This is a genomic window from Hungatella hathewayi WAL-18680, assembly GCF_000235505.1.
In the GTDB taxonomy this organism is placed as follows: domain Bacteria; phylum Bacillota; class Clostridia; order Lachnospirales; family Lachnospiraceae; genus Hungatella_A; species Hungatella_A hathewayi_A.
In genome coordinates this window covers 521,235-544,489 of record NZ_JH379028.1, presented here as the reverse complement: position 1 = coordinate 544,489, position 23,255 = coordinate 521,235, and the positions used below count along the sequence as shown (strand labels likewise).

Annotated in this window: 21 protein-coding genes; 18 read left to right on the top strand and 3 right to left on the bottom strand. The window is 54.4% G+C overall.

The window, feature by feature from the left end; genetic code table 11:
• Positions 1-18: 18 nt before the first annotated feature.
• From HMPREF9473_RS18290 to HMPREF9473_RS18280, 3 genes are all read left to right on the top strand, one after another.
• Positions 19-555, top strand: coding sequence for a tetratricopeptide repeat protein (locus tag HMPREF9473_RS18290; RefSeq protein ID WP_006781682.1), 537 nt, complete (start codon positions 19-21; stop codon positions 553-555).
• Between the two features lie 125 nt (positions 556-680).
• A complete protein-coding gene (locus HMPREF9473_RS18285; protein ID WP_006781681.1) occupies positions 681-1,778 on the top strand; it encodes a tetratricopeptide repeat protein in 1,098 nt (365 codons plus the stop codon).
• A 40-nt stretch (positions 1,779-1,818) separates the two neighbouring features.
• On the top strand, positions 1,819-2,358 hold the full coding sequence (locus HMPREF9473_RS18280) for a metalloprotease family protein (RefSeq protein WP_006781680.1): 540 nt from the start codon (positions 1,819-1,821) through the stop codon (positions 2,356-2,358).
• A gap of 43 nt (positions 2,359-2,401) precedes the next feature.
• Here HMPREF9473_RS18280 and HMPREF9473_RS18275 read toward each other — a convergent pair whose 3' ends face one another.
• The gene (locus HMPREF9473_RS18275; protein ID WP_006781679.1) at positions 2,402-3,175 is read right to left on the bottom strand and encodes a DeoR/GlpR family DNA-binding transcription regulator; all 774 of its coding nucleotides are present in this window, start codon (positions 3,173-3,175) and stop codon (positions 2,402-2,404) included.
• Positions 3,176-3,421: 246 nt separating this feature from the next.
• On the opposite strand from HMPREF9473_RS18275, the gene HMPREF9473_RS18270 reads away from it, so the two are divergent.
• The 13 genes from HMPREF9473_RS18270 to HMPREF9473_RS18210 all read left to right on the top strand — a co-directional run bounded on the left by HMPREF9473_RS18270 (position 3,422) and on the right by HMPREF9473_RS18210 (position 16,065).
• Complete coding sequence (locus HMPREF9473_RS18270) at positions 3,422-4,450, top strand: hypothetical protein (protein ID WP_242830861.1); 1,029 nt, start codon at positions 3,422-3,424, stop codon at positions 4,448-4,450.
• Positions 4,451-4,505: 55 nt separating this feature from the next.
• A complete protein-coding gene (locus HMPREF9473_RS18265; RefSeq protein WP_006781677.1) occupies positions 4,506-5,309 on the top strand; it encodes a BtpA/SgcQ family protein in 804 nt (267 codons plus the stop codon).
• Positions 5,310-5,451: 142 nt separating this feature from the next.
• Entirely contained in the window at positions 5,452-6,666 is a 1,215-nt protein-coding gene (locus HMPREF9473_RS18260; protein WP_006781676.1) for a BMP family lipoprotein, read from the top strand.
• Between the two features lie 81 nt (positions 6,667-6,747).
• Positions 6,748-8,298: an ABC transporter ATP-binding protein gene (locus HMPREF9473_RS18255; protein ID WP_006781675.1), complete on the top strand. Its 1,551-nt coding sequence runs from the start codon at positions 6,748-6,750 to the stop codon at positions 8,296-8,298.
• Positions 8,295-9,398: an ABC transporter permease gene (locus tag HMPREF9473_RS18250; protein ID WP_006781674.1), complete on the top strand. Its 1,104-nt coding sequence runs from the start codon at positions 8,295-8,297 to the stop codon at positions 9,396-9,398. The genes HMPREF9473_RS18255 and HMPREF9473_RS18250 overlap by 4 nt, the downstream gene beginning before the upstream one ends.
• Complete coding sequence (locus HMPREF9473_RS18245; protein ID WP_006781673.1) at positions 9,395-10,363, top strand: ABC transporter permease; 969 nt, start codon at positions 9,395-9,397, stop codon at positions 10,361-10,363. The genes HMPREF9473_RS18250 and HMPREF9473_RS18245 overlap by 4 nt, the downstream gene beginning before the upstream one ends.
• Before the next feature lie 55 nt (positions 10,364-10,418).
• Entirely contained in the window at positions 10,419-11,408 is a 990-nt protein-coding gene (locus HMPREF9473_RS18240; protein WP_006781672.1) for a carbohydrate kinase family protein, read from the top strand.
• On the top strand, positions 11,389-11,802 hold the full coding sequence (locus HMPREF9473_RS18235) for a hypothetical protein (protein ID WP_006781671.1): 414 nt from the start codon (positions 11,389-11,391) through the stop codon (positions 11,800-11,802). Before HMPREF9473_RS18240 ends, HMPREF9473_RS18235 begins: the two co-directional genes overlap by 20 nt.
• On the top strand, positions 11,793-12,593 hold the full coding sequence (locus tag HMPREF9473_RS18230) for a hypothetical protein (RefSeq protein ID WP_006781670.1): 801 nt from the start codon (positions 11,793-11,795) through the stop codon (positions 12,591-12,593). The genes HMPREF9473_RS18235 and HMPREF9473_RS18230 overlap by 10 nt, the downstream gene beginning before the upstream one ends.
• 15 nt (positions 12,594-12,608) lie before the next feature.
• Positions 12,609-13,412, top strand: coding sequence for a secondary thiamine-phosphate synthase enzyme YjbQ (locus tag HMPREF9473_RS26450; RefSeq protein WP_006781669.1), 804 nt, complete (start codon positions 12,609-12,611; stop codon positions 13,410-13,412).
• Between the two features lie 24 nt (positions 13,413-13,436).
• A complete protein-coding gene (locus HMPREF9473_RS18220; protein ID WP_006781668.1) occupies positions 13,437-14,597 on the top strand; it encodes an SIS domain-containing protein in 1,161 nt (386 codons plus the stop codon).
• Positions 14,598-14,609: 12 nt separating this feature from the next.
• Entirely contained in the window at positions 14,610-15,038 is a 429-nt protein-coding gene (locus HMPREF9473_RS18215; protein WP_006781667.1) for a YjbQ family protein, read from the top strand.
• Positions 15,039-15,075: 37 nt separating this feature from the next.
• Positions 15,076-16,065, top strand: a complete 990-nt coding sequence (locus tag HMPREF9473_RS18210; RefSeq protein WP_006781666.1) for a hypothetical protein — start codon at positions 15,076-15,078, stop codon at positions 16,063-16,065.
• An 86-nt stretch (positions 16,066-16,151) separates the two neighbouring features.
• On the opposite strand, the gene HMPREF9473_RS18205 is transcribed toward HMPREF9473_RS18210, so the two are convergent.
• Positions 16,152-16,892 (bottom strand): hypothetical protein, encoded by a 741-nt coding sequence (locus HMPREF9473_RS18205; protein ID WP_006781665.1) that lies wholly within the window; start codon positions 16,890-16,892, stop codon positions 16,152-16,154.
• A 40-nt stretch (positions 16,893-16,932) separates the two neighbouring features.
• Positions 16,933-18,879, bottom strand: a complete 1,947-nt coding sequence (locus tag HMPREF9473_RS18200; protein WP_006781664.1) for a leucine-rich repeat domain-containing protein — start codon at positions 18,877-18,879, stop codon at positions 16,933-16,935.
• 497 nt (positions 18,880-19,376) lie between these two features.
• On the opposite strand from HMPREF9473_RS18200, the gene thrS reads away from it, so the two are divergent.
• Together thrS and HMPREF9473_RS18190 are read left to right on the top strand one after the other, a co-directional pair.
• Complete coding sequence (gene thrS / locus HMPREF9473_RS18195; protein WP_006781663.1) at positions 19,377-21,311, top strand: threonine--tRNA ligase; 1,935 nt, start codon at positions 19,377-19,379, stop codon at positions 21,309-21,311.
• A 282-nt stretch (positions 21,312-21,593) separates the two neighbouring features.
• A complete protein-coding gene (locus HMPREF9473_RS18190) occupies positions 21,594-23,234 on the top strand; it encodes a Na/Pi cotransporter family protein (RefSeq protein ID WP_006781662.1) in 1,641 nt (546 codons plus the stop codon).
• The last annotated feature ends 21 nt before the right edge of the window (positions 23,235-23,255 follow it).

Below are 23,255 nucleotides of genomic sequence, written 5' to 3'. Positions count from 1 at the left end.
CAAAAAGGAGATAAGAAAATGGAAAATGCAGGACTGATGAGCTGGCATGTGGAGCGCAGCGAAGAGGAGATTGCAGAAATGAAGGAGCTGGCAGAGCAGGGAAATGCCGCGGCTCAGACAGAGTATGGGAAATGTCTGTTATTTGGAAAAGGTGTGGAAGTGGATGGCGATGCCGCCTACGCGCTGTTTGAGAAAGCGGCGGAGCAGGAAAGCGAGATTGCCAAAATGTATATGGGACACTGCCTGTTATACGGAATCGGCGTGACGAAGAGCGAGGGAAAAGGATATACCATGCTGGATGACGCGCTGAATTACAATTATCCGAATTCCGGCAGCAGCCAGCCCCAGGCAGGTTATTCCAATTTTCAGGAGGAAGACCTCTGCCAGCTGTTCTGGGACCTGGGAGACGCGCTGGAAAATTCCCTGGGCGTCGTGCGCAATTACCGTGTGGCCTGCTACTATTATGATATGCTGAATTCCTGGGGACACCCGGAAGGAGCAGAGCGCAGGGCGAATTTTAAGAAATTCCTGTTCTTTTATCGTAAAATTAATTGATTGTTATAAGAAATATTTTTCATCCTCAATAATCTGGAGTGCCGGCAATTCTTCCGGGCGCTTCGGATTGTTGAGGATGAACTGTTTATACGTATCCACTGAATAGTAAGAGGGAGAAAAAGTTTATGGACGAAAGAGAAAATATGGAGACTGACCAGTGGCATTTTCCGGGGGAGCCTTGTAGGAAATGTGGTTTGAGAGAGATTGATTACAGTGAGAACAAGAATTCCATTTTGTGTTCCGAATGCCGGGAGGAGCTGATAAAATATCCGTTCCCGAAGAAAATGATTCTGGCGGCAGTGTTGGTACTGGTTCTTGTGATTGTGGCGATGGCGAGGACGCCGGGGATTATTCGGATGTATCAGATGTATTCTCAAGCGGAGGAGCAGGCGGATGGCGGAGATGTTTATCCAGCTATTTTAAATCTTCAGACGGTGCTTGAATCCTATCCGTCTTCCATTCCAGCTGCGGTGTCGATGACGGACATTGCCATGGAGCATGGATACTACGATGTGGCGACCTATGCATTGAACAACTATCTGGTAGGGAAGGAAATAAATGACAGTACTTATGCCAGGTTGATGAGGTATACGGATAAGCTGAACCGGTATTATGACACGGAGGATCAGGTAGAGCAGTTGTATGCCTCTGCCGGTGAAGAAATGGGACAGGAAGTCAAAGAGGAGGACCTGGACGCAGTCATTGAAGCGATGAGAGAAAAATTGCTGGATATGACGGAACGCGAGGATTTGGATAAGGGACTGCTCTATTATTATCTGGCTTCGCTGGCGGTGGATGAGAAAGATCGTATGGAATATCTGGAAGCCAGTGTGAAAGCAGACCCGCTGCTGGGATTTCCGGAGGTGGAACTGGGGACATACCGGAGGAGCATCGGTGACCTTGAAGGGGCCAGGGAGTGTTACATTTCCGTTTTGGAAAATGATAGGAATAATACCGCGGCCCTGCGTGCCATGGGAATCCTAAAAATGCTGGAAGGCGATAAGGAAAGCGGGCTTTCAGATGTGCGCAAGGCGTTTGAATTGAATCCTGATGAAATGTTCGTGAGGGAGACTCTGGTCATTGCATTGATGGAGTGTGGGCTGAAGGAAGAAGCGGACAGTTTACTGTCGCAGTTTGAGGGCGAAGGGATAGAGTTTGATGATGATTTTTCCACTTACTTAAACGGCGATGTCAGTTTGTATGATTACTATGTCGGCAGATGACAGGTAAGAAATGATTGTGAAAACAAGGAGGAGTAGAATTATGCTTATCATACCAGGATTTTTGGTAGCGGCAGTTACGTTTCCAGGTGTCATAGTACATGAATTTGCGCATCAGTTATTTTGCAGAATCTTTCGTGTGCCGGTATACGATGTGGTTTATTTTCAGATGAAAAATCCCTGCGGTTATGTATCGCACGAGCCTGTGGACCGTCCCCTGGCTTCCTTTATGATATCGGTGGGGCCGTTTCTGGTTAATACGGTGCTGGGGATGCTGATCGTGTTTCCTGCGGCGATTGAGTTGTTTCAGTTTAGGGTGTATCAAAATGTAATGTCGCTGCTGTTAGGCTGGCTTGGCATCTCCATATTGATGCATGCCTTTCCAAGTACCGGGGATGCGAAGGTGATGGTTCAGTCCATTTTAAAAAATCCGGATGTGAACCTGTTTGCCAAAGTGATAACAGCGCCAGTGATTGGCCTGGTCTATCTTGGAGCGGTCGGCTCCATGATGTGGCTGGATTTTCTCTATGCGGCGGCCATGGCTATGGTGCTGCCTAATTTGATTGTGATGATGATGAAGTAATGAAGAAAGAGGGAGGTAAAAAATATTACCGCCCTCTTTCCACTTACGCCAACACAATCTCCAACCCCGGATACCTCCCCGCCAGCCGCTCCAGCGCCCCCTCATTCTCCTCGGTCTTCACCGTGATCAGCACATTCAAATCCTCGTAATTACAGTACGTATAAATCCCATTACACATAAATTTTGAGGAATCGGCCATGCCTACGACTTTGGTGGCGGAGTTTATCATGTTTTTTTTGATGTCCAGGAAGTGGGGGATGGAGACGGTCAGGCCGGGGCTGTTGAGAAGTCCGTTGGTCCCCATAAACGCGATGTCGGCATTGATGTCCTTGAAGTAGGAGGCAGTGTTGATTCCAAATAAAACCTTGCTGTAATGGTGCAGAACGCCGCCAGGCATGAATATCTGGTTGTTGTTGTAGAGGGCCTGGGCGATGTCGATGGCGTTTGTCACGATGTTGATGTCCTCAAAGTCACTGCGCTGATTCAGCTCTTTTGCAAATTCCAGCACCGTCGTTCCCGAGTCCAGAAAGATGGAAGAGTGGGAATGAACCAGCTCCAACGCCTTGCTGGCGATTCTTTGTTTCTCATCATAGAACAATTCTGTTCGCAAATGTCCATTATACTGAACATGATATTCGTCATTGAACAGGGCATAGCCGCGGGTTCTGGTTATCTGGTGCTTTTCCTCAAGGACCAGTAAGTCCCGCCGGATGGTGGTGGGCGTCACGTTCAGGATGGACGCCAGTTCCTCCACAGATATCTTTTTCCGCTGCATCAAGAGCTTCATAATATGGTCCAGTCTCGACAAATTTCCCATATCACCCCTCCTTAATTCCCATAGATTACCATAAGTATATCATACGAAATTAAAAAATGACATGATGTATGATATTATTTCACAAAAAAACATAAAAATGTTCGAAATGTATGATTTCATGATTATCGTTGTAAAATATTGACAAAATATGGAAAAAGTAGGAAGATAAACATACAAAACAAACAAAAAATATTGGAGTTACGAACAAAAGAAAAGAAATTACAAACATTGCGAACATCATGGGCGATGGATGAACTGGGAGGGGTAAATGTGAATTTGACGATTGGAACTGCTATATTTCTCACGCTGACGGCCACATTCCTGTTTGCGTTCTGGTATCAGGCGCTGAAGCATCTGGGGGATTACCCGCTGGCCGGGTTTGTCATGTGGCTGTACATTTCCAGCTTCCTCACCATTCTGGCAGCCAACAAGGCGCTGGGTGTCCGGGACATGCCGGCGGGAATCGGGGCGGAGCTAGCCGGCAAGGGGCTGGCGGCCTTCGGGGTGTGTCTGGGTGGCGCGGCCATGACTTACGGGCTGATTGTCTCCCTGATTCACATGAAGGAGTTTGGCATGATAGCCAACCAGGCCATCTCCGGAACGGTGGGGGCGATTCTGGGACTGGTTCTCACCTTTGTGGTGGGCGGCCTGTCGAAAAATGTTTCCCTGTTCCTGGTTCTGTTGTCGGCGGTGGTGCTGATTGGAGCCAGCGCCATCTTACAGTATTCCAGCGTGATCAAGGAAGGGGTGATCAAGGAGCAGAAGCAGGAGGTGACGGCGGAGAAGCTGGGCTCCCTAAAGAAGCAGAACCGGATGCTGATATTCAGCAATGTGCTGATGCTGGGTTACTCGGTGGCCTACATGCTGGGGACAAAATCGGACCTTCATCCCAACGGATTTCCGGCCCTGCTGTGTGTGCTGCTGCTGTCCATCGGTTCCCTGTTTGCCGCGCTGAGCTACGCGGCGGTCTCCCTCACCAGGAATCACCAGTGGAGACAGGCCATCCTTCCTCCCAACAAGCTGCCGATCCTCATGGCGCTGGGAGCGGGAATCTGCCACTACGGCGGGAACCTGATGCAGATATACGCCCTGCCCCTCCTGAGCGCTCCGGTGTCCAACCTGCTGCTGAAGACAAGCAGCCTGTGGACCTACCTCTGGGGAGTGGTTTACGGGGAATATAAAGGGGCTATCCGGAAATCGAAACTGTATCTGGCCCTGGGAATCGGCGCCTATGCAGTGGGCATTGTCATCCTGACCTACGCCCTGTACGCATAACATGATTTTTAATTTTAACTACATAACCAACCAAAGAAAGAGAGGGATAAAAAATATGTTTCGAGAAGCGCATGCAAACAATGAAAAATTGATTTTAGGGCTGATTCACCTCCGCCCCATGCCAGGAACCCCGTTTTACCAGGAGGGCGACTATGAAGCCTCCATCAAAAAAGCCGTCAAAGACGCCAAAGCCCTGGAAAATGGAGGCGCATCCGGCTGTCTGATTCAGACGGTGGACAAGGTCTATCCCACCGGGGATGACAGTGACTATGTGCGGGCGGCCTGTCTGTCCGTTATCGCCAGCGAGGTAAAAAAGGCCGTGGGCCCTGATTTCAAAATCGGCGTCCAGCTGATGTGGAACTGCATCACCCCGTCGCTGGCCGTGGCCAAATCCGTGCAGGCGGACTTCACCAGATGCACCGCCCTGGTAGGCCAGACGGCGTCCCCCTTCGGCGGCGTGATAAATGCGGACCCGCTGAAGGTGCTGGAGTACCGGAAGAAGATTGACGCGGAATCGGTGAACCTGCTGGCGGAGATTGCCGGCTACCACTTCCACGGCGGCTACGACAAGGAAGCCCTGTTGAGCCGTGTGGCGTCAGCCGTCATGGTGCGGGCCGATGCCGTGGAAATCATGAGCAAGGACGAGGAAATCAACAACCGGATGGAGCAGGATATCCGCGGGGCCTACCCCGATCTCCCCATCATTCTGGGGGGCGGCACCGACGTGGCAAGCGCCAGAAGCCGTCTGAGAAATGCGGACGGCGCCCTGGTTGGTCGATGCTTTGAGGGTGAGAACTGGGGAGAGGGCATAGATGAGAGCATCGTCGCGGCCTACATGAAGGAAGTCCGGAGTATATAAACTTTTATGAGATTCCAGTACAGGAATGTAACCCCAGGAACTGCAGTCCCTGGGAACTACAAAGCCCAGGAACTACAACCCACAGGAACTTCAGCATGGCAACATGCCTGAATCATATATTCAACCAAAAAGGAGGAAGAACATGAGAAACATGAAGAAAATCGCGGCATTACTTTTGACGGCGGCTATGGCGGTATCTATGACCGGATGCGGTGGCGGCGGAACCAAGGCAACGGAGGCAGCCGGCACCGAAGCGCCCAAGACAGAGGCGCAGGGCGACAAAGCAACCGACGCAGTGACGGAAGCGGCCGAGGCCGCCGGTGTCAAGGAAGGCGGAAAGCTGTTATTCTTCGCCATCCAGAACATCGGTGACTATGGAATCAACGACCTTGGCTATTTCGCATCCCAGGACATTGCCGAGAAGTACGGACTGGACTTAACGCTGGTAGAGGGCAGCAACGACGCGTCTGTCAGAACCACCAGCCTTCTGGACGCTCTGGAAACCGGCGATTACGACTACTGCATCACCGCCAGCTGGTACATCCTGGATGACCTTCTGGCCCAGGCCAATGAGTTTGACACCAAGTTTATCATCTATGATACCAACCCGACCCTGGATTTGAGCAATTATCCGGGATGCTACGGCATCAGCTTCCGCCAGGATGAGGGCTCCTTCCTGACAGCGGTGTACCAGTGTCTCATGAGCAAGACGGGACAGATTGGCGCCGTGGCTTCCCAGGACGCCCCAATCTTAAACGATTTCCTGACCGGCTGGCTGGCAGGCGTGAAGTACTTTAACGACAACATGGGCGGCAATACCAAGTATTCCGTAGCCTATCTGTCCGATTCCACGGTGCAGGGCGACTATGAGACCGCCTCGGTTCTCTACGGAGCCAACTGTGATATTGTATACAACATTGCCGGAACCTACTGCCTGGGCGCGGCCAAGGCATGTGCGGAAGCCGGAGGGACAGAGAACGGCAGATATCTGGTGGGTGTTGACTATGACCAGTACTCCGTCTTCTCCCAGAGCAGCAACACCGACGTGGAAGGTTATGAGAACTTGGTGACCTCCATGGAGAAGAAAATCCGGGAATCCATCGTGTCGGCATTTGACCAGATGGCGGGAGAAAACTGCGAGATGAGCAACCACAGATTCTCACTGGCCGACGGCGGCGTGGGACTTGCCTACAATGAGAACTACCACAAGCTGACTCCGGAGGATGTCCAGAAACAGCTGACAGAGGTGGAGAACAAGATTAAGAGCGGTGAGATTAAGGTTCCAAGCTATTTTGATTTTGATGATTATGATCAGTTCAAGGAATTCAGGGATAATCCTGACGCGCGGATTAACTAGTCATCATAAGTAACGGTTTCTGAAGACACGGGCCGCCACGCCGATGTGTGTGGCGGCCTGTTTTTAAAGGTGGATGGTGCTATGGCAAAAGAACTTTTAAGAATGGAAGGAATCACCAAGATATACGGCAACGGATTTATGGCCAACAAGGACATTTCTTTCTCAGTCAACGCGGGGGAGATTCACGCGCTGATTGGGGAAAATGGAGCCGGCAAGACGACGCTGATGAAAATCCTGTTCGGCCTTGAAAACTGCCAGGAAGGAAAAATCTTTATCCGCGGGGAGGAATGCCACATTGCCAACCCGCTGGACGCAATCGCCAAGGGAGTTGGCATGGTTCACCAGCATTTCATGCTGGTGCCAAACTTAACGGTGGCGGAAAATATTGTGCTTGGAATCGAGCCTGGACACGGCCAGATATTTGACCGGAAACAGGCCATTCAGATGACGAAAGAGGTGTCGGAGAAATACCAGCTGGCCGTGGATCCCAACGCCCTGGTGCGTGATTTGAGCGTGGGGTTAAAACAAAAGGTGGAGCTTTTGAAGGCGCTGATTCGTGGCGTGGAGGTGCTGATTCTGGATGAACCCACGGCGGTGCTGACGCCCCAGGAGACCAGGGATTTGTTCCGGCAGTTGAAGATACTGCGGGAGCACGACTACGGAATCATCTTCATTTCCCACAAGCTGGAGGAGATTATGGAGTTGTGCGACTCGGCCACGGTTCTCCGCCACGGCAGGGTCAGCGGAACCATCGCCAGGGCGGACATGGATGAAGTGAAGCTGTCCAAGCTGATTGTGGGCCGTGACGTGGTCAGTGAGGTGGAGAGAAATGAAGCCGACTGCGGGGAGACGGTGCTGAAGGTGCGGAATCTCTCCTACGTGGATGATGTGGGAAAATGTCTGGTGAAGGATGTGTCCTTCGGCATCCGGGCCGGGGAAATCGTCGGGATTGCCGGTGTGGAGGGCAACGGGCAGACGGAACTGTCGGAGATGATCACGGGACTTCTCCCCATTGCGGAGGGGGAGGTGGAGATCAACGGCTCCACCACGAAGGGGCTGAATATCCGGAAAATCCGGGATTTGGGACTGGCCCACATTTCCGAGGACCGGATGACCTACGGGTGCGCGCCGGATTTGTCGGTCTATGACAACCTGGCCTCGATTTATCTGGACAACCAGAGCTTTGTGAAGGGACTGTTTGTGAATAAGAAGGTGGTGTCCGAGTATGTGAAGGGGTGTATCGAGGAGTTTGAGATTGCCTGCGACTCGGAGGCCAGCCCGGTGCGGATGCTGTCCGGCGGCAATATCCAGAAGGTGATAGTGGCGAGGGAATTTACCAGCGGGGCCAATTTAATTATCGCGAACCAGCCCACCAGAGGCATTGACGTGGGGACGGCCGCGCTGATTCACAAGCTGCTTCACCGGTACACCAGGGAGAAGAAGTTTGCGGTGCTTTTGATTTCCTCGGATTTGAATGAGGTGTTGAATCTGTCCGACCGCCTGCTTGTGATGCGGGGCGGGGAGTTTGGCGCCCAGTTTACGGACGTGTCCAAGGTGACGGACGAGATATTGGGGGAATACATGCTAGGCATCAAGAAAATGACCTCGGAGGAAAGGGGTGAGCTGTATTGAAAAAGGTTCAGAGAGTGGAGTTTATCTATGAATTGCTGCGGGTAGTGCTGGGACTGGTGATTGCCTATGTGGTAACGCTGGCGCTGATTGTCATCACGTCGGACACGTCGCCGGCGGATATTATCAAAAACTTTGTGGTGGGACCGTTTACTAACAGCCGCCGGTTCGGACAGCTAATGGGGAAATTTATCCCCTACGTGCTGTCGGGATGCGGCATGTGCTTTATTTACAGCTGTGGGCGGTTCAGTTTAATCGGGGAAGGCATTATCAACTTCGCGCCGATTGTGGCCTGTCTGGTGCTGTTCCGCTCCGGGATGTTTGACGGTCTTCCCTGGATCATCGGGATAGCGGTTCTTCTCATCGTCTGCTGCGTGGTGGGCGGCGTACTGGCCCTGATTCCGGCCTACGGGCGTGAGAAATATGACACCAGCGAGATGGTGACGTCCATCATTATGAATTACCTGCTGCTGTTTTTGTCCATGTGGATACTGAAGCTGTTTTTGGCGGACCGCTCCCAGAGCTTTCTGTGCAGCCCCCTCTATCCGGACAACGCCAGGTTCTTCCAGCTGATACCGAAGACCAACCTTCACGCCGGCATTTTCATCAGCATCATCGGTTGGGTGATTGCCTGCCTGATGTTTGGGAAAATGCGGATTGGAGCCAAAATCCGTATCTGCGGCGCCAACGGCATGTTTGCCAAGTATTCGGGGATTAACACGAAGAAAACGCTGTATCTGGCCCAGCTTATCGGCGGAGTGTTTGCCGGGGCGGCGGCCTGTGTGGACGCCTTTGGCATGTATACACGGTATCAGTACAATGTGCTGACCAACATCGGCATGGACGCCCTGATTGTGGCGGTTATCGCCAGGAAGAAACCGGTGTTTATCCCGCTGGCGGCGTTTGTGCTGGCCTATGTCAGGACCTCGGCGGTTATCCTGAATCTGTCCTCCAACATTCCGGTGGAGTTCGTCAACATGATGCAGGCGATTCTGATTCTGTTTATCGCGGCTCAGAGCTTTTTGCAGAAGTCCAAGGAGAAGGTTATCTTTAAACTGTCCTACGAGGAAGAGGAAGCGAAGAAAGGAGGAAGTGCGGCATGACATTGGAAATGATTGAATCTTTTCTGTTCTCGGCGCTCCGGATTTCCACGCCGTTAATGTATGTGGCTCTCTGTGCGGTGGTCTCGCAGCAGGGCGGGCTTCTCAACATGGCGGCGGAGAGTATGATGCTGACCAGCGCGCTGACCGGCGTGATTGTCAGCGCGGTCTGTCAGAATCTGTGGCTTGGGATTCTGGCTGGGGCCTTGAGTTCCATGCTGATTACGCTGTTTTTGTGTTTTGCAACCTTTGTGATGAAGGTGGATTTGTATCTGATGTCCATCGCCATGAATACGGCGCTGATGGGTGGCACCATCTATGTCATGTGGGCGGCCACCGGCTCCAAGGCCAACACGGCGGCCTACTATGCCTCCCTTCAGATGCCCCAGATTCAGATCCCAATTATCAAGGATATCCCGTTTTTGGGAGCGGTGCTTTCGGGACATAACGGGTTTACGTATCTCGGATGGATCATGATTTTTGCGGTATGGTTTTTGATTTTCCGGACGAAGCTGGGACTGCGCATCCGCTCGGTGGGGCAGAATCCCCAGGCGGCGGAGTCGGTTGGAATCAGCCCGCGTAAGATTTATACGATTTCGTTTCTGATTGCCGGTCTGATTGCCAGCTTTGGCGGCATGTTTTTGTCCATGGGATATCAGAACATGTTTATCCGGGAAATGACGGGCGGCAAGGGCTTTATCGGGATGGCGGCGGCCACGATTGCCAACGCGTCACCGGTGGGAGCGGCCCTCATTTCCGTGGTGTTCGGTCTGGCGGACGCGGTGACCAATTACTCCAAGCTGTATATCACAGACGCCCAGTTTTTGGCGGCCATGCCGTATCTGATTACGGTTATCCTGCTGTTTGTGCTGTCGGCCATGCGGCAGAGGATGGACGTGAAGCGGCAGCATAAGAGGAGACTGGCGGCGTTGAAGGCCCAGGAGGAGATGGCGGCCGGGGAGCCGTGATATTTACCATATCAGATTTATCATGTACGGAAAAAGAGTGTATCAGGAGGTTAGTATGGACTATGTGATTGCGGGAAATGTGATGATTGACACGGTCCGCTTTCCCGATGGCCGCCAATCGGATGGCGACCATATCGGGGGACCGGCTACCTTTGCATATTCCGGGGTGAAATTGTGGACAGACAGCGTGATGCAGTGCAGCAATGTGGGGGAGGATTACCACAGACTGTTTGATGAGTGGATGGAGAGGAACCAGGTGATTGGCGACGGCATCAAGGTGAAGGTGGAGCACTGCAACCACTCCTTTATCGTGTTTCAGGAGGATGGAACCTACAAGGCCGACCAGGGAGTGAAGCGGTTTCGCAGTGACTGGATTCAGGACTTTGGTTATATGAAAACGTCGCCCCAGGAGATTGAGGTGTGGACGAAGGGCGGCGGCGTGAAAGGCGTATACATTGCCCAGAACGTGGACCGGGTCTTCTGGAGGGATATGCATGAGATAAAGGCCAGGGATGGGTTCAAGCTGATGTGGGAGATTGAGGGGCCGAGCGCTTACCTAAGCTATATGGACGAGGTGATGAATGCGCTGAGGGACGTGGACATTTTCTCCATCAATATCCAGGAGGCCAGAAATCTGTTCGGCGTGGAGACGGAGGAGGAATGTATTGGGAAGCTCCAAAAGCTGCCGGTGGACATGACGCTGTTCCGGGTGGGAGAGAGGGGGCTGTATTCGGTTACGCCCAGGGAAGCCTACTATCTTCCTCCGGCGCCGTCGGATGAGATTGTGGACCCCACCGGCTGCGGCAACACGTCCACCGGGGCGGCCCTCTACGCTTACGGGGAGGGGTATGACCCGCTGATGGTGGGAATTATGGCCAATGTGGCGTCGGCCCGGAATATCAGCCAGTTTGGGGTGATACCGGATATGCTGGGGGAGCGGGAGCGCTCCTGGGCCCAGGCCAGGGAGCTGTATGACAGGTATCGAAAGGAATATGCCGGGAAACTGGCAAAGGAGGGGTACGGACATGGATACTGGAATCAATAAAAAGGATTATGCCAATCCGCTGGGGAATCAGGTTCTCAGCCTGGTGGATTTGGTGGACGCCCAGCTGGACATCTGTTTTTCGGAGGAGGTTCTACATCCGCTTATGTCCATGGCGGAGATATTTAATGTGAGGAAAATCTATATTACCGGGTGCGGGGACTCCATTGCGGCGGCCGGTGCCATGGCTGGCGTGCTGCTTGCTTACACGGGGGTGTTTCACTGCGAGGCGGTGGAGCCCATGGAGTTTGCGCGGTTTATGAAGCTGGAGGACGTGGGAAGCGGGGAGCCGGACAGCCCGCTGGTGATTGCCATCAGCGCGGGGGGCGGCACCGCCAGAATCAGGGAGATTCTGAAAAAAGGCCAACGAGATGGGGGGCGTTTACCATGCTTCTGACCAACAACCGGGAGAGTCTGTCGGCGAAGGAGGCGAAGCGGGTGTTCTTCTTAAACACGCCGAAAATGCCGGAGGATTTCCCGGGACTCCGCTCCTATTTTGCGGGGATTGTGGGTCTTGCGGCCCTGGCCTGCCGGATGGGGCGGGTCAGAGGGATTCTGCCGCCCGGGGCGGAGCTGGAATTCCAGAAAGCGATTCGTGGCTATGTGCACAGTTACCGTGAAGTGATGGAGAGTATTGATGAGCAGATGTTTGAACTGGCCAAGACCTGGAAGGATTTTGAGCGGTTTGATTTTATCGGGGATGGACCGGAGCTTTACTCGGCGTTGTTCTGCCTGGAGAAATTTGTGGAGGTGACCGGAGTGACGGCGAACCACGACGACTCGGAGGACTGGTGCCACATTGATTACCACGTGAAGAACCCGGAGACGGTGGGAACCGTGCTGTTTGCGGATAAGCATGCTCCGGGCTATGGAAGGGAGCGGGAGACGGCCAGAGCGGCCTGCGGGATTGGGCGTCCGCTTCTGGTGGTCACTAACGGGGAGAGGGAAGATTTTCCGGAGGAGGCCCATGTGTGCGTGATACCGGATACACCGGAGGGGTATCGCTGGCTGATGCCGCTGATGGACTACGCGCCGGTGTCTCTGCTGGCCGGATACTGCAGTACCCTGGCGGGGCGGAAATTCTTTAACGAGTTTGACACTACCCTTCACGAGTACAATGGCGGCGGCCGGTTTATGAATCCGGATATCATGACCATGAAGAGCAGTCAGATCGAAATTCATCTGTAAGGAGGGGGCTGGCATATGTACGTTAGAAAGACAGTGGACACGGCATTTGGCGGTTATCCTTCCATCACGGAGGAGGTCCGCGGGGCGGTTGCGGAGAGCGGCGTCCGGGAGGGCTACTGCGTCGTTTCCCTGGAGGGGGCGTCGACGGGACTTGGCATTACCTCCTTCTGGGACAAGAGAGGGCTGGATGATTTGATGGATGAGATAGGAAGGAATCTTCCGGCCCGGGTGGATTATCACAGCCAGACATCCCCCTTTGACGTGTCGGGAAATGTAAAAGGGGCTGTGGTGGGCAGAAGCGCCATGCTGCTGGTTCACGAGGGGAAGCCGGTGCTTGGCTCCTCCCAGGGGCTGGTGCTGCTGGAATTTGACGGGCCGCGGCAGAGAACCTGCCACATCCAGGTGGTGGAGGCGGGGCTGGAGCTTGACAGCTATCAGGTGAAGACCTGCTATATGGGGATGCACGACATCACGGACGAGGTGAGGCGGAGCGTCGCCAAAAGCCGGGTGCGCAATGGCATCTGCCATATCGCCCAGCTTCACTCCACGGCGGGGCTGCTGCTCTGTTCGAAGGAGGAAGGGGCTAGGCGGGATATCATGGAGGATATCGAGCAGTTAGTGCCTACCAGGGCAGATTTCAAGCACCGGGAGACGGCGGCGGACGCCGGGGGCCATGTGAAGACGGCCATCACGGACAGCCAGCTGTCGCTGGTGATTGAGGATGGGGAACTGGCGCTGGGGGAAGGTCAGGCGGTGGTGTTTGCGGAGTATGACGGTCCCAGGCCCAGAACGTTTTATGTGGGCGTGATTCACGGGTAAACGGATAGAGAGAGGGATGAGAAGATGGAGAGATTAAAGTACGATAACCAGCTGCGCAGGCAGTGTTTCAACATCCCGGTTATGTGCCAGGAGCAGGTGGCCGGAGTGGTAAAGGGGGTGGCGGAGTCGGTGCCGGCGGAGGTTCTGAAGGGCATCCGCCGGGTGATTGTGACCGGCTGCGGGGATTCCTATCTGGCGGGGATTGCCAGCATTCCGGCGTTCAAACGGTATGCCGGGGCCTTTGCCTCCCAGTTTACCGCGGTGCGGTGTATTGAGGCGGCCAGATATACGGAGATAGAGGAGCAGCAGGCGGCGGGGACGCTGCTGGTGGGAGTCAGCGCGTCCGGCGGTCCCACCAGGCTGGTGGAAGCGCTCCGCAATGCCAGGCGGAAGGGATGTCACACGGTGATTGTGACCAACCACGCAGATTCCCCCTGCGCCAGGGAGGCGGAGTATTCGCTGATTGTCAACACACCGGATTTTCCGGAACCGGGGCCGGGGCTTCGCAACTACTATGCGTCGGTGCTGGGGCTGTTCGGGCTGGCGGCGGCCATGGGGGAGGCCAAAGGGACCTGCCCGGAGGGCGCTATGGCGGAGCTGATGGAGAAGGTGCGGGAGCTGGCAAAAGAATATGGAGAGCGGCTGGAGGAGATCGACGGGCAGATGTTTGCGCTGGCCGGCAGATGGAAGGAGCACCGGGCGGTGGAGACGGTGGGGGACAGCACCTCGTTTGCCACTTCCTATTTTGTGGGTGCCAAATATGTGGAGGCGGCTGGAATGATGGCGTCCACCACGGACACGGAGGACTGGTGCCATGTGAATTATTTTAAGCATGACCCGGAGCTTCTGGGGGTGATCGTCACGGCCCATGGCGGGGAGCCGAACCAATCCCGCGTACTGGAGACCATTTCCCAGGCGGAAGGGGTTGGAAGGCCGGTGCTGCTGGTGACGGATGAGTCGAAGGAGGAGTACGGCGTCAAAGGGCGGGCGGAGGTCTGCACGGTTCCGAAGGCGCCAGCGGGATATGAGTTCCTGGCTCCGCTTTTGGATTACCTGCCGGGGACGCTGCTGGCGGCCTATGTGGCGGCGTACCGGGAGGAGCCGTATTTCAGAGGTGCGGATTCCAGGCAGAGACAGTCGAAGGTGGGCTGCACGATTAAGGACAGCGAGATTTGGGCTGGTTAGGAGGCTGGGAGAATGAGAGAGAAGGTTCTGTTATGCAGGCCCGGAATGGGGGAGATTACGGATACGGTGATGGCGGCTATTGTGCGCTCCGGGATACGGGAAGGAGTCTGCGTTGTCACGGCTTTGGACGATAAGGCGGCCGTGGTTATGACCAACCGGGAGAAGGCGGATATCCGGCAGGATATTATGGAGGATTTGGATCGTATGGTTCCGGCCAGGGTGAACCGGCGGGGATGGATGGCGGGTGAGGTGGACGATGGGGCTGCGGAAGTCATAAAGGCCGCGTTGTCCGCCGCCGCCAGGACGAAAGCGGCGGTGACCGGCGGCAGTCTGGACGTCATAATCCATGAAGGAATGCCGTTACTGGCCCCTGACCAGGGAATCTTTGCTGTTGATTATCGGGGCGGCGAAGAGGTGGAGCTGGCCATCCTTTGCGGCTAGAGTCTGATACGTACCAAAGACAGGAGGTCCGGGCTATATGGGAACGTATTTTTCGGTGGAAGTTTCAATCGTCCTCACACTGATGGCGGCGGCCATGTGGGGAAGCTGGATGCAGATTACGAAGCATCTGGACGGGTATCCCATATCGGGGATTATCTTTTTGATGTACGGTTTTTCTTTTATTTTTATCTGGGGCGTGACCCTCATCGTATCGCCCTATCTCCTGGAGATGGGGATTCTTGAGACGACCCTGGAAAACAGGGCCACGGTGCTGCGGATTCTCTATGGAGGCGGGCTGATGTCCCTGGGACTTTATTTCTCCCTGACGATTATCGGCGAGGTGGGACTGCTGTTGTCCACCACCATCAGCGGCGGTGTGGGCATTGTGCTGGGGTTACTGACCTCCATCAGTGAGGAGGGACTTCCCGATGGGAAATACGGCCTCCTGCTGATAGTCCTCACTGCCGTGGTCCTGCTGGTGGCCGGCCTTATCTGCAACCTGGCCGCCGAGAAGCGGGACCAGGAACTGTATCACGCTAAGAAGAGAAAAAGTGTGGTGACAGGCCGGGTGCTGGTTCTGATGCTGCTGACCGCCATCTTCACCAACGGATGGAGCGTGGGGACGGCGGCCGGAACGGCCAGAGGGTTTGCGCCGGTGCTGACCTGCGCTTACATGGTTACCGGGTCCTTTCTCAGTGTGGGAATTCTGCTGGGCATCAAGTTTACGGTAAAGCGGGAGTGGAAAAAGGTCCTGTGTATCGGCACGGGGAAGAAGCCGATTCTCTTGAGCGCCATTGCCGCCGTCTGCCACTATGGCGGCAATCTGATATCCATCTATTCCATGCCGGCCATCAGTGCGACGCTGTCCTTCCTGTTTGGCAAGTCCGCCAACGTGTGGACGATTTTCTGGGGGATATATTATAAGGAGTTCGCCGGAATCAGCGGGAAGACGAAACGTCTGTTGTGGACGGGAATTTTGCTATATTTTGTGGGAATCGGATTTTTGGGGATTTACCAGCTGGCTTGAAAACACGAGATAAAAGAAACAGGAAGAAGGGCCTCCGCCATATCACTGGCGGGAGCCCTTCTATTAACGTCGCGTATATGTATCATTTATCCTTCCCGCGCCGCCCGGAACAGTGCGGCAACCTCTGCCGGCTGGGTCACGCAGTCATAATTCTTTCCGTCCACCGTAATCTTTCTCACCGTAATCACCCCAGGATTCCTCTTGGCAATCTCACTTACCAAAGACTCGGCGAACTCCTTGTTGGGACTCTTGCAGTAATATCCCTCCCCGGAGCTGTTGACAGTGAACAGAAGCGGGTCATATTTCTGGCCGTTGATGTAGGGCTTTGCCTCATAGAAAACGGCGGCCATGTCCTCCACCCGGTGCAGACCGGAGTATTTTAACGGCAGCATGTAGGGCAGTTTGAACCAGTGGTCCGTGAGAACGGCGGCGTCACGCTTGTTCTCCGTGCTGAGGGTCCGGCCCGGGCTGAACAGCATCACGGTGCCGTTGGCGAACTCCCGGTCAAATTCCTCCAGCATTTCCCTGGAATAACCGCTTCGTTCCACGTAATAATCCATATAGGCATTGAGCCGTTTGGCCTTCATGAGGACGCCTGGGACGACCATAATGGCGCCGATTACGCAGGAAATTGCAACCACCACAATTCCCTGAAACATCATATCCATGAAAAATAACATGGCTCCAATCAGAGCGCCCATCACGCCCAGCATGAAGCCTCCGGCCATCAGACCCGCGCCTGCGCCAGCATAGCTTCTTGTGTATTTCAGATGGCTTCCATCCCGCATCAAACTGCTTTTTATCTTATCATCCGCTGTTACTACCATAATGAGAGTTCCTCCAGAATATTTATTATTTTATATGATATTATTTCAAAATCAGCACATCATCTCCCAGCACCCGGTAATTCTCAATGGGGTTACCGGTACTGTCCACCATTTTCAGCGCCTTTAATGTCTCAAGCGGCTTTAAATCCGTCACATAATTTCCGCTGATGTTGAGGGTCTCCAGCGCTCCCAGGGAGGATGCGAAATCCACATTGGTCAGGGTGTTGTCCGCCAGACTCAGGTTCTTTAAATTCGGGTAATTCGTCAGGAAATCCGTGTGCTCATCCAGGGACACCTTGTCATAGTCGATGGAATAAATCCCGCCGCCGCCGGAAATCTTCACGTTGGTGTAAAATTTCATCCCATCCATTTCCAGGGTGGTCAGGGACTCGTTGACGGCCAGCTTCGAGAAGTTCAGCTCGCACTCCATCCCGTTTAAGTACAGCTCCTGAAGGGTTGGAATCAGGAACAGGGAGGAGACATCCTCATAGGTGGAAACCCCGCTCAAATCCAGAATCTCCAGCCCCGGAATCCCGCCCACGAAATTCCAGTTTGCCAAATCCCCGTACACATGGGAGCAGTTTAATTCCTTTAATCCGGTCAGCCCTGCAAACGCTCCGGTGTCACTAATCTGGCATCCGTCCAGCGTCAGTGTCGTCAGCTGGGGCATATTCCGCAGGAAGCCAATATTGTCGAACCCGGAAACCGTCAGCTCGGTCAGTCCCGTCAGCCCGTTTAAATCCGGCTCCGCACAGCCGTAGGGGATATCCAGGAACAGTTTCTGCAGCCCGGTCAGTCCGCTGATGGCGCCGCAGTCCTTCATTTCCCCGCACCGGTCAATGGAGAGGGAAGTCAGGGTGGTGTTGCCCTCCAGCCCGTTCACATGCAGAATGCTGGTGTCCTCCAGGGTCAGGGAGGTCAATTCCGGCATCTTGGACACAAATCCGATATCCCGCAGGCCTTCCGACTCAATAGAAAGCTCCTTCAGCCAAGGCATTACCGACAGCACGGAGAAATCCGTCACGTCGTCGCAGTAATCCAGGGTCAGGGAGGTCACGTTCTTCAAGTTTGCCAGCATGGTGATGTCCGTCAGATGTCCGCCGTAGATGGACATTTTCTCCGCCCCGGTAAAGGCGGTGATGCCGTCTAAGGATTCCAGACTGGCCGTGATATTGACTTCCTTTAACTGGGCCGCCGCATCGCCGAGACGCTCTGCCAGTTCCGCCGGAGAGTCGCTGTAACAGCTGATTCCCTGTATCGGAAGACCGCTCAAATCCCCGGAGGAAATGCTGCCGCTCAAATCCAGCTTTTTCAGTCCGGTGAACCGGGCCAGCTGGGAGGTGTCAAGCTTAGCCGCGTCCCTGGAAAGAGGCACCCAGGTGAGGGAGGCCGTGTCGGAGGTGTAGGGATCATCATAGCTGTATCCTACCGCCAGCACACTGCCCATATCCGTATATTTCGTTGCCAGCCACTGGAATTTCTCCAGCTCCTGGGGCGTGATTTCGTCCGCCGGCTTTCCGCAGGCCGCCTCCGCCATCATGGCAAATGCTCCCGTAAACGGGGTGTCCGGTATGGAGGAGAAATCCTCTTCCTCTTCCCCCATCACCTCCACGGCCTGTGAGTCCATCATAATGTCAGATTTCTTGGGATGGTCCATGTTCCAGCGCCGGATCAGTCCCTTGGCGTTGATGGCAAAGACCAGTACCAGCCCGATGCATACCAGGGCAGTTCCCCGTTTCCAGCCGTAAGGCTCCCAGCCGGTGGCTTTCTTTCCGCCGGAGGAACCGGAAGTCCCGGAGGATGACGAGCCGGAATTCTGAGGCGCGTACCAGTTTGGCGGCGGTGTTCCCAGCCGTGCGTGGTCGCTGCCGGCGTCCTCGATGACATATTTGGTGTGGCAGTATTCACAGACGGCAATATTCGGGTTGTTTTCGTCGAACTTTAAAGTACCGTTGCAGGCGGTACATTTTAATTCTGTCATTTTCATACGTTTGTCCCCTTCGAAGTTTCATATTTTGATAATTTTGTAACAAAGTAATGCTGCATAACCTCTATTATACCAGAGAAACGGGGCGGAGAAAACGTTTTTTGGAAAGTTTTGCAAACCTTGACACCGTTCCAACTTTGCACTATAATTTATGCAGCACGTAGATGAGAAAAGTACCATATGGAAGGCTTCCAGAGAGGGATGCGGGGCAGATATCTGCCAGGCTGAGAGTATCCCAGCGGACCGTGTGAGGAAAACCAGCTCAGAGTGGCCCCAATCAGGTCCGGTGATTCCGTTATCATCACAGATGAGATGTTCCATGACGGCCGTCCGGCCCATGGGATAATAAGGGTGGAACCGCGAATGAACTATTCGCCCCTTGCGTTGATAGAAAGCGCAGGGGGCGTTTTCTATTGCAGAATTATCAATCAGGATTGATTTACATGATGCATGGCGGATGCAGGGACAACCTGCGGCCAGGAAAGGAGAACAAAAACATGAAAATCACATTAAAAGACGGCTCTGTGAAGGAGTACGCCGAGGCAAAATCGGTGTTAGACATCGCAAAAGACGTGAGCGAGGGTCTGGCGAGAGTGGCATGCGCCGGGGAGGTGGACGGCGAGCGGGTGGATTTGCGGACCGTCATTGACAGGGACTGCGCGCTGAACATTCTCACCTTTGAGGACAAGGGAGGGCGTGACGCCTTCCGCCACACCGCTTCCCACATTATGGCCCAGGCCATCAAGCGTCTGTACCCTGAGGCGAAGCTGGCCATCGGCCCGTCCATCGACGATGGCTTCTACTATGATTTGGATATCGAGACCCCTATCACCACCGAGGATTTCCCGGCCATCGAAGCCGAGATGAAGAAGATTGTGAAGGAGGATTTGCCGCTGGAGCGCTTTGAACTTCCAAGGGAAGATGCCATCCGGTTCTTCCGGGAGAAAAACGAGCCCTACAAGGTGGAGCTGATTCAGGACCTTCCGGAGGACGCCGTCATCAGTCTCTACCGCCAGGGGGGATTCACGGACCTCTGTGCCGGACCCCACCTGATGTCCACCAAACCGGTGAAAGCCATCAAACTGATGAAAAATGCCGGCGCCTACTGGCGTGGCGATGAGAAGAACAAGATGCTCACCAGAATCTACGGCACTGCCTACACCAAAAATGCGGATTTGGAAGAGTATGTCACCATGCTGGAGGAGGCGAAAAAGCGTGACCACAGAAAGCTGGGCAAGGAGCTTGGCTTATTCATGTTCACCGACGAAGGCCCCGGTTTCCCCTTCTTCCTGCCAAAGGGAATGGTCTTAAAAAACACCCTGATGCAGTACTGGCGGGAAATCCATGAGCGGGAGGGCTATGTGGAAATCTCCACCCCCGTCATGCTGAACCGCCAGCTTTGGGAGACCTCCGGCCACTGGGACCACTACAAAGAGAATATGTACACCACGGTCATTGACGGGGAGGACTTCGCCATCAAGCCAATGAACTGTCCGGGCGGCATGCTGGTCTACAAGTCCCAGCCCCACTCTTACCGGGAACTGCCCCTCCGTCTCGCCGAGGTGGGCCTGGTGCACCGCCATGAGAAATCCGGCGCCCTCCACGGCCTGATGCGTGTCAGATGCTTCAATCAGGATGACGCCCACATTTTCATGACACCGGAGCAGATTCGGGATGAAATCAAGGGGGTGGTCCGCCTGATTGACGAGGTTTACCGCCTGTTCGGATTTAAATATTTCATCGAGCTGTCCACCAGACCGGAGGATTCCATGGGAAGCGACGAGGACTGGGAGATGGCCACAAACGGCCTGCGTGACGCCCTGGAGGATATGGGGCTGGACTACATCGTCAACGAGGGGGATGGCGCCTTCTACGGACCGAAGATCGACTTTCATCTGGTGGACGCCATCGGCAGAACCTGGCAGTGCGGTACCATCCAGCTGGATTTCCAGCTGCCACAGCGGTTCGAGGCCGAGTACAACGGAGCTGACGGGGAAATGCACCGGCCCATCATGATTCACCGTGTCTGCTTCGGCTCCATCGAGCGGTTTATCGGAATTCTGACGGAGCATTTTGCAGGAAAATTCCCTACCTGGCTGGCGCCGGTGCAGGTGAAGGTGCTTCCCATCTCCGACAAATATTTAGACTACGGCCATCAGGTGATGAGCCGGCTGAAAGCTGCCGGTATCCGCTGTGAGATGGACGACCGGGCGGAGAAAATCGGCTACAAAATTCGGGAGGCCAGAAACGAGCGTGTTCCCTACATGCTGGTGGTGGGCCAGAAGGAGGAGGAGAGCGGTCTGGTGTCGGTGAGAAGCCGCTACGAGGGCGACGAAGGGCAGAAGGAGATTGACGCCTTCATCAGCGCGGTCAGACAGGAGATTGATACGAGAGAGCGCCGGGAGGAGAAGGCGGTAGAAGAGACAAAATAGTGACGGCCGGTAACCGGCAGTGAATATAAAAAGGAATTGCAGGTGTCATCGTGGCCTGTGATTCCTTTTTGCATTGTTAAATATTTGTCAATAAAACACTGTTTTCCCAGCATTTTTCCTCGTTATGTAAAATCCAGGTTAAATATACGTTAAATATCATCGCCCCCTATTGAGTGTTTTCCCTGTTTCTGGCTATAATCTTTGTGGAGCAGGATTTTACATACTGCTAATCTAAATTTAACAATCATTAAAAAAAGAAAAAGGGAGAACGGGAGAACATTTATGAGTATAATAGGGGTATTTAGTCTCCTGGGAGGGCTGGGGCTCTTCCTGTATGGGATGCAGATGATGAGTGGAGGTCTGGAGGCCGCGGCGGGCAACCGGATGAAACAGATTCTGGAGAAGCTGACGGCCAACCGGTTTTTGGGCGTCATTGTGGGCGCCGGCATCACGGCGGTGATTCAGTCGTCCTCCGCCACCACGGTCATGGTGGTGGGGTTTGTCAATTCGGGAATGATGACGCTGCGCCAGGCGGTCTGGATTATCATGGGCGCCAACGTGGGTACGACCATCACCGGACAGCTGATTGCGCTGGACGTGGGAGCCATCGCGCCGCTGCTGGCATTTATCGGCGTGCTGATGGTGGTCTTTATTAAGAAGCTGAAGGTGCAGCACTACGGACAGATTGTGGCCGGGCTTGGCATTCTCTTCATCGGCATGGGCATGATGAGCGACGCCATGGTGCCGCTGCGAAACTCCGCCGCGTTTGTGGATTTGATGACGAAATTCTCCAACCCGCTGCTGGGCATTCTGGCGGGAGCCGTCTTCACGGCGGTAATCCAGTCATCCTCCGCCTCCGTCGGCATTTTGCAGGCGCTGGCAGTCAGCGGGGTGATTGGCCTGGACAACGCGGTATTCGTGCTGTTCGGACAGAATATCGGTACCTGTATCACGGCCGTGCTGGCCGCCGTTGGCACCAGCCGCAACGCGAAGCGGGCCACGGTCATCCACCTGATATTCAATGTGTTCGGCACCGTGCTGTTTACCATCATCTGCATTGCCTTCCCGCTGACTTCCTTTGTGGAGGGCCTGACGCCGGGGAATCCGCCGGCCCAGATTGCCAACATGCATACCCTGTTTAATATTGCCACCACCATACTGCTGCTGCCCTTTGGCACAAAGCTGGCACGGCTGGCGGAGCGTCTGCTGCCGGAGCGTCCCGGCGAGACCAGCGGCGTGTATACCCTGGAGTTTATGAAACAGGCGGATTATCACGGGGAGCTGTCCATCGGCGCCTCCGCCATTGCCATCAACAGCGTGCGGAATGAATTGGTCCGCATGGCGGATATGGCGAGGGAAAATGTGGATATGAGTTTCCGTTCCATCCTGGAGCGCAAGCCGGAACTGGCGGCCCTTGTGGAGGAGCGGGAGGAGTACGTGGACTATCTGAACCAGGAAATCACCAAAGGCATTTCCCGGATGATCGTCAACGAGACCAACGACAGGGACTCGGAGTTGATCAGCGCGCTGTTTAAGGTGACGGGCAACCTGGAGCGGATCAGCGACCACGCCATGAACCTGGCCGGTTACGCCAAGCTGATGGACAAACTTCACATCACCCTGTCCAAGTCGGCCAGCGGGGAGGTGGAGCAGATGCACCGGGTCAGCCTGGAGGCCATGAATACCATGTCCTGCATCCAGGACGAGCCGGAGGAATTGTTCCGTCAGATTGAGGAGCTGGAGCAGAGAATTGACGACATGACCGCCATGTTCCGGAAGAGCCAGATTGGCCGTCTGCGGGAGGGCAAATGCAACGAGGAGGCCTGCGTCATTTACTCGGAAATGCTCACCGATTTCGAGCGTATCGGGGACCATATCCTGAATATCGGCCAGGAGATGAAGGGCTGTCCGTCCGGCGTTTAATTGATTTATGACAGGAAGAAT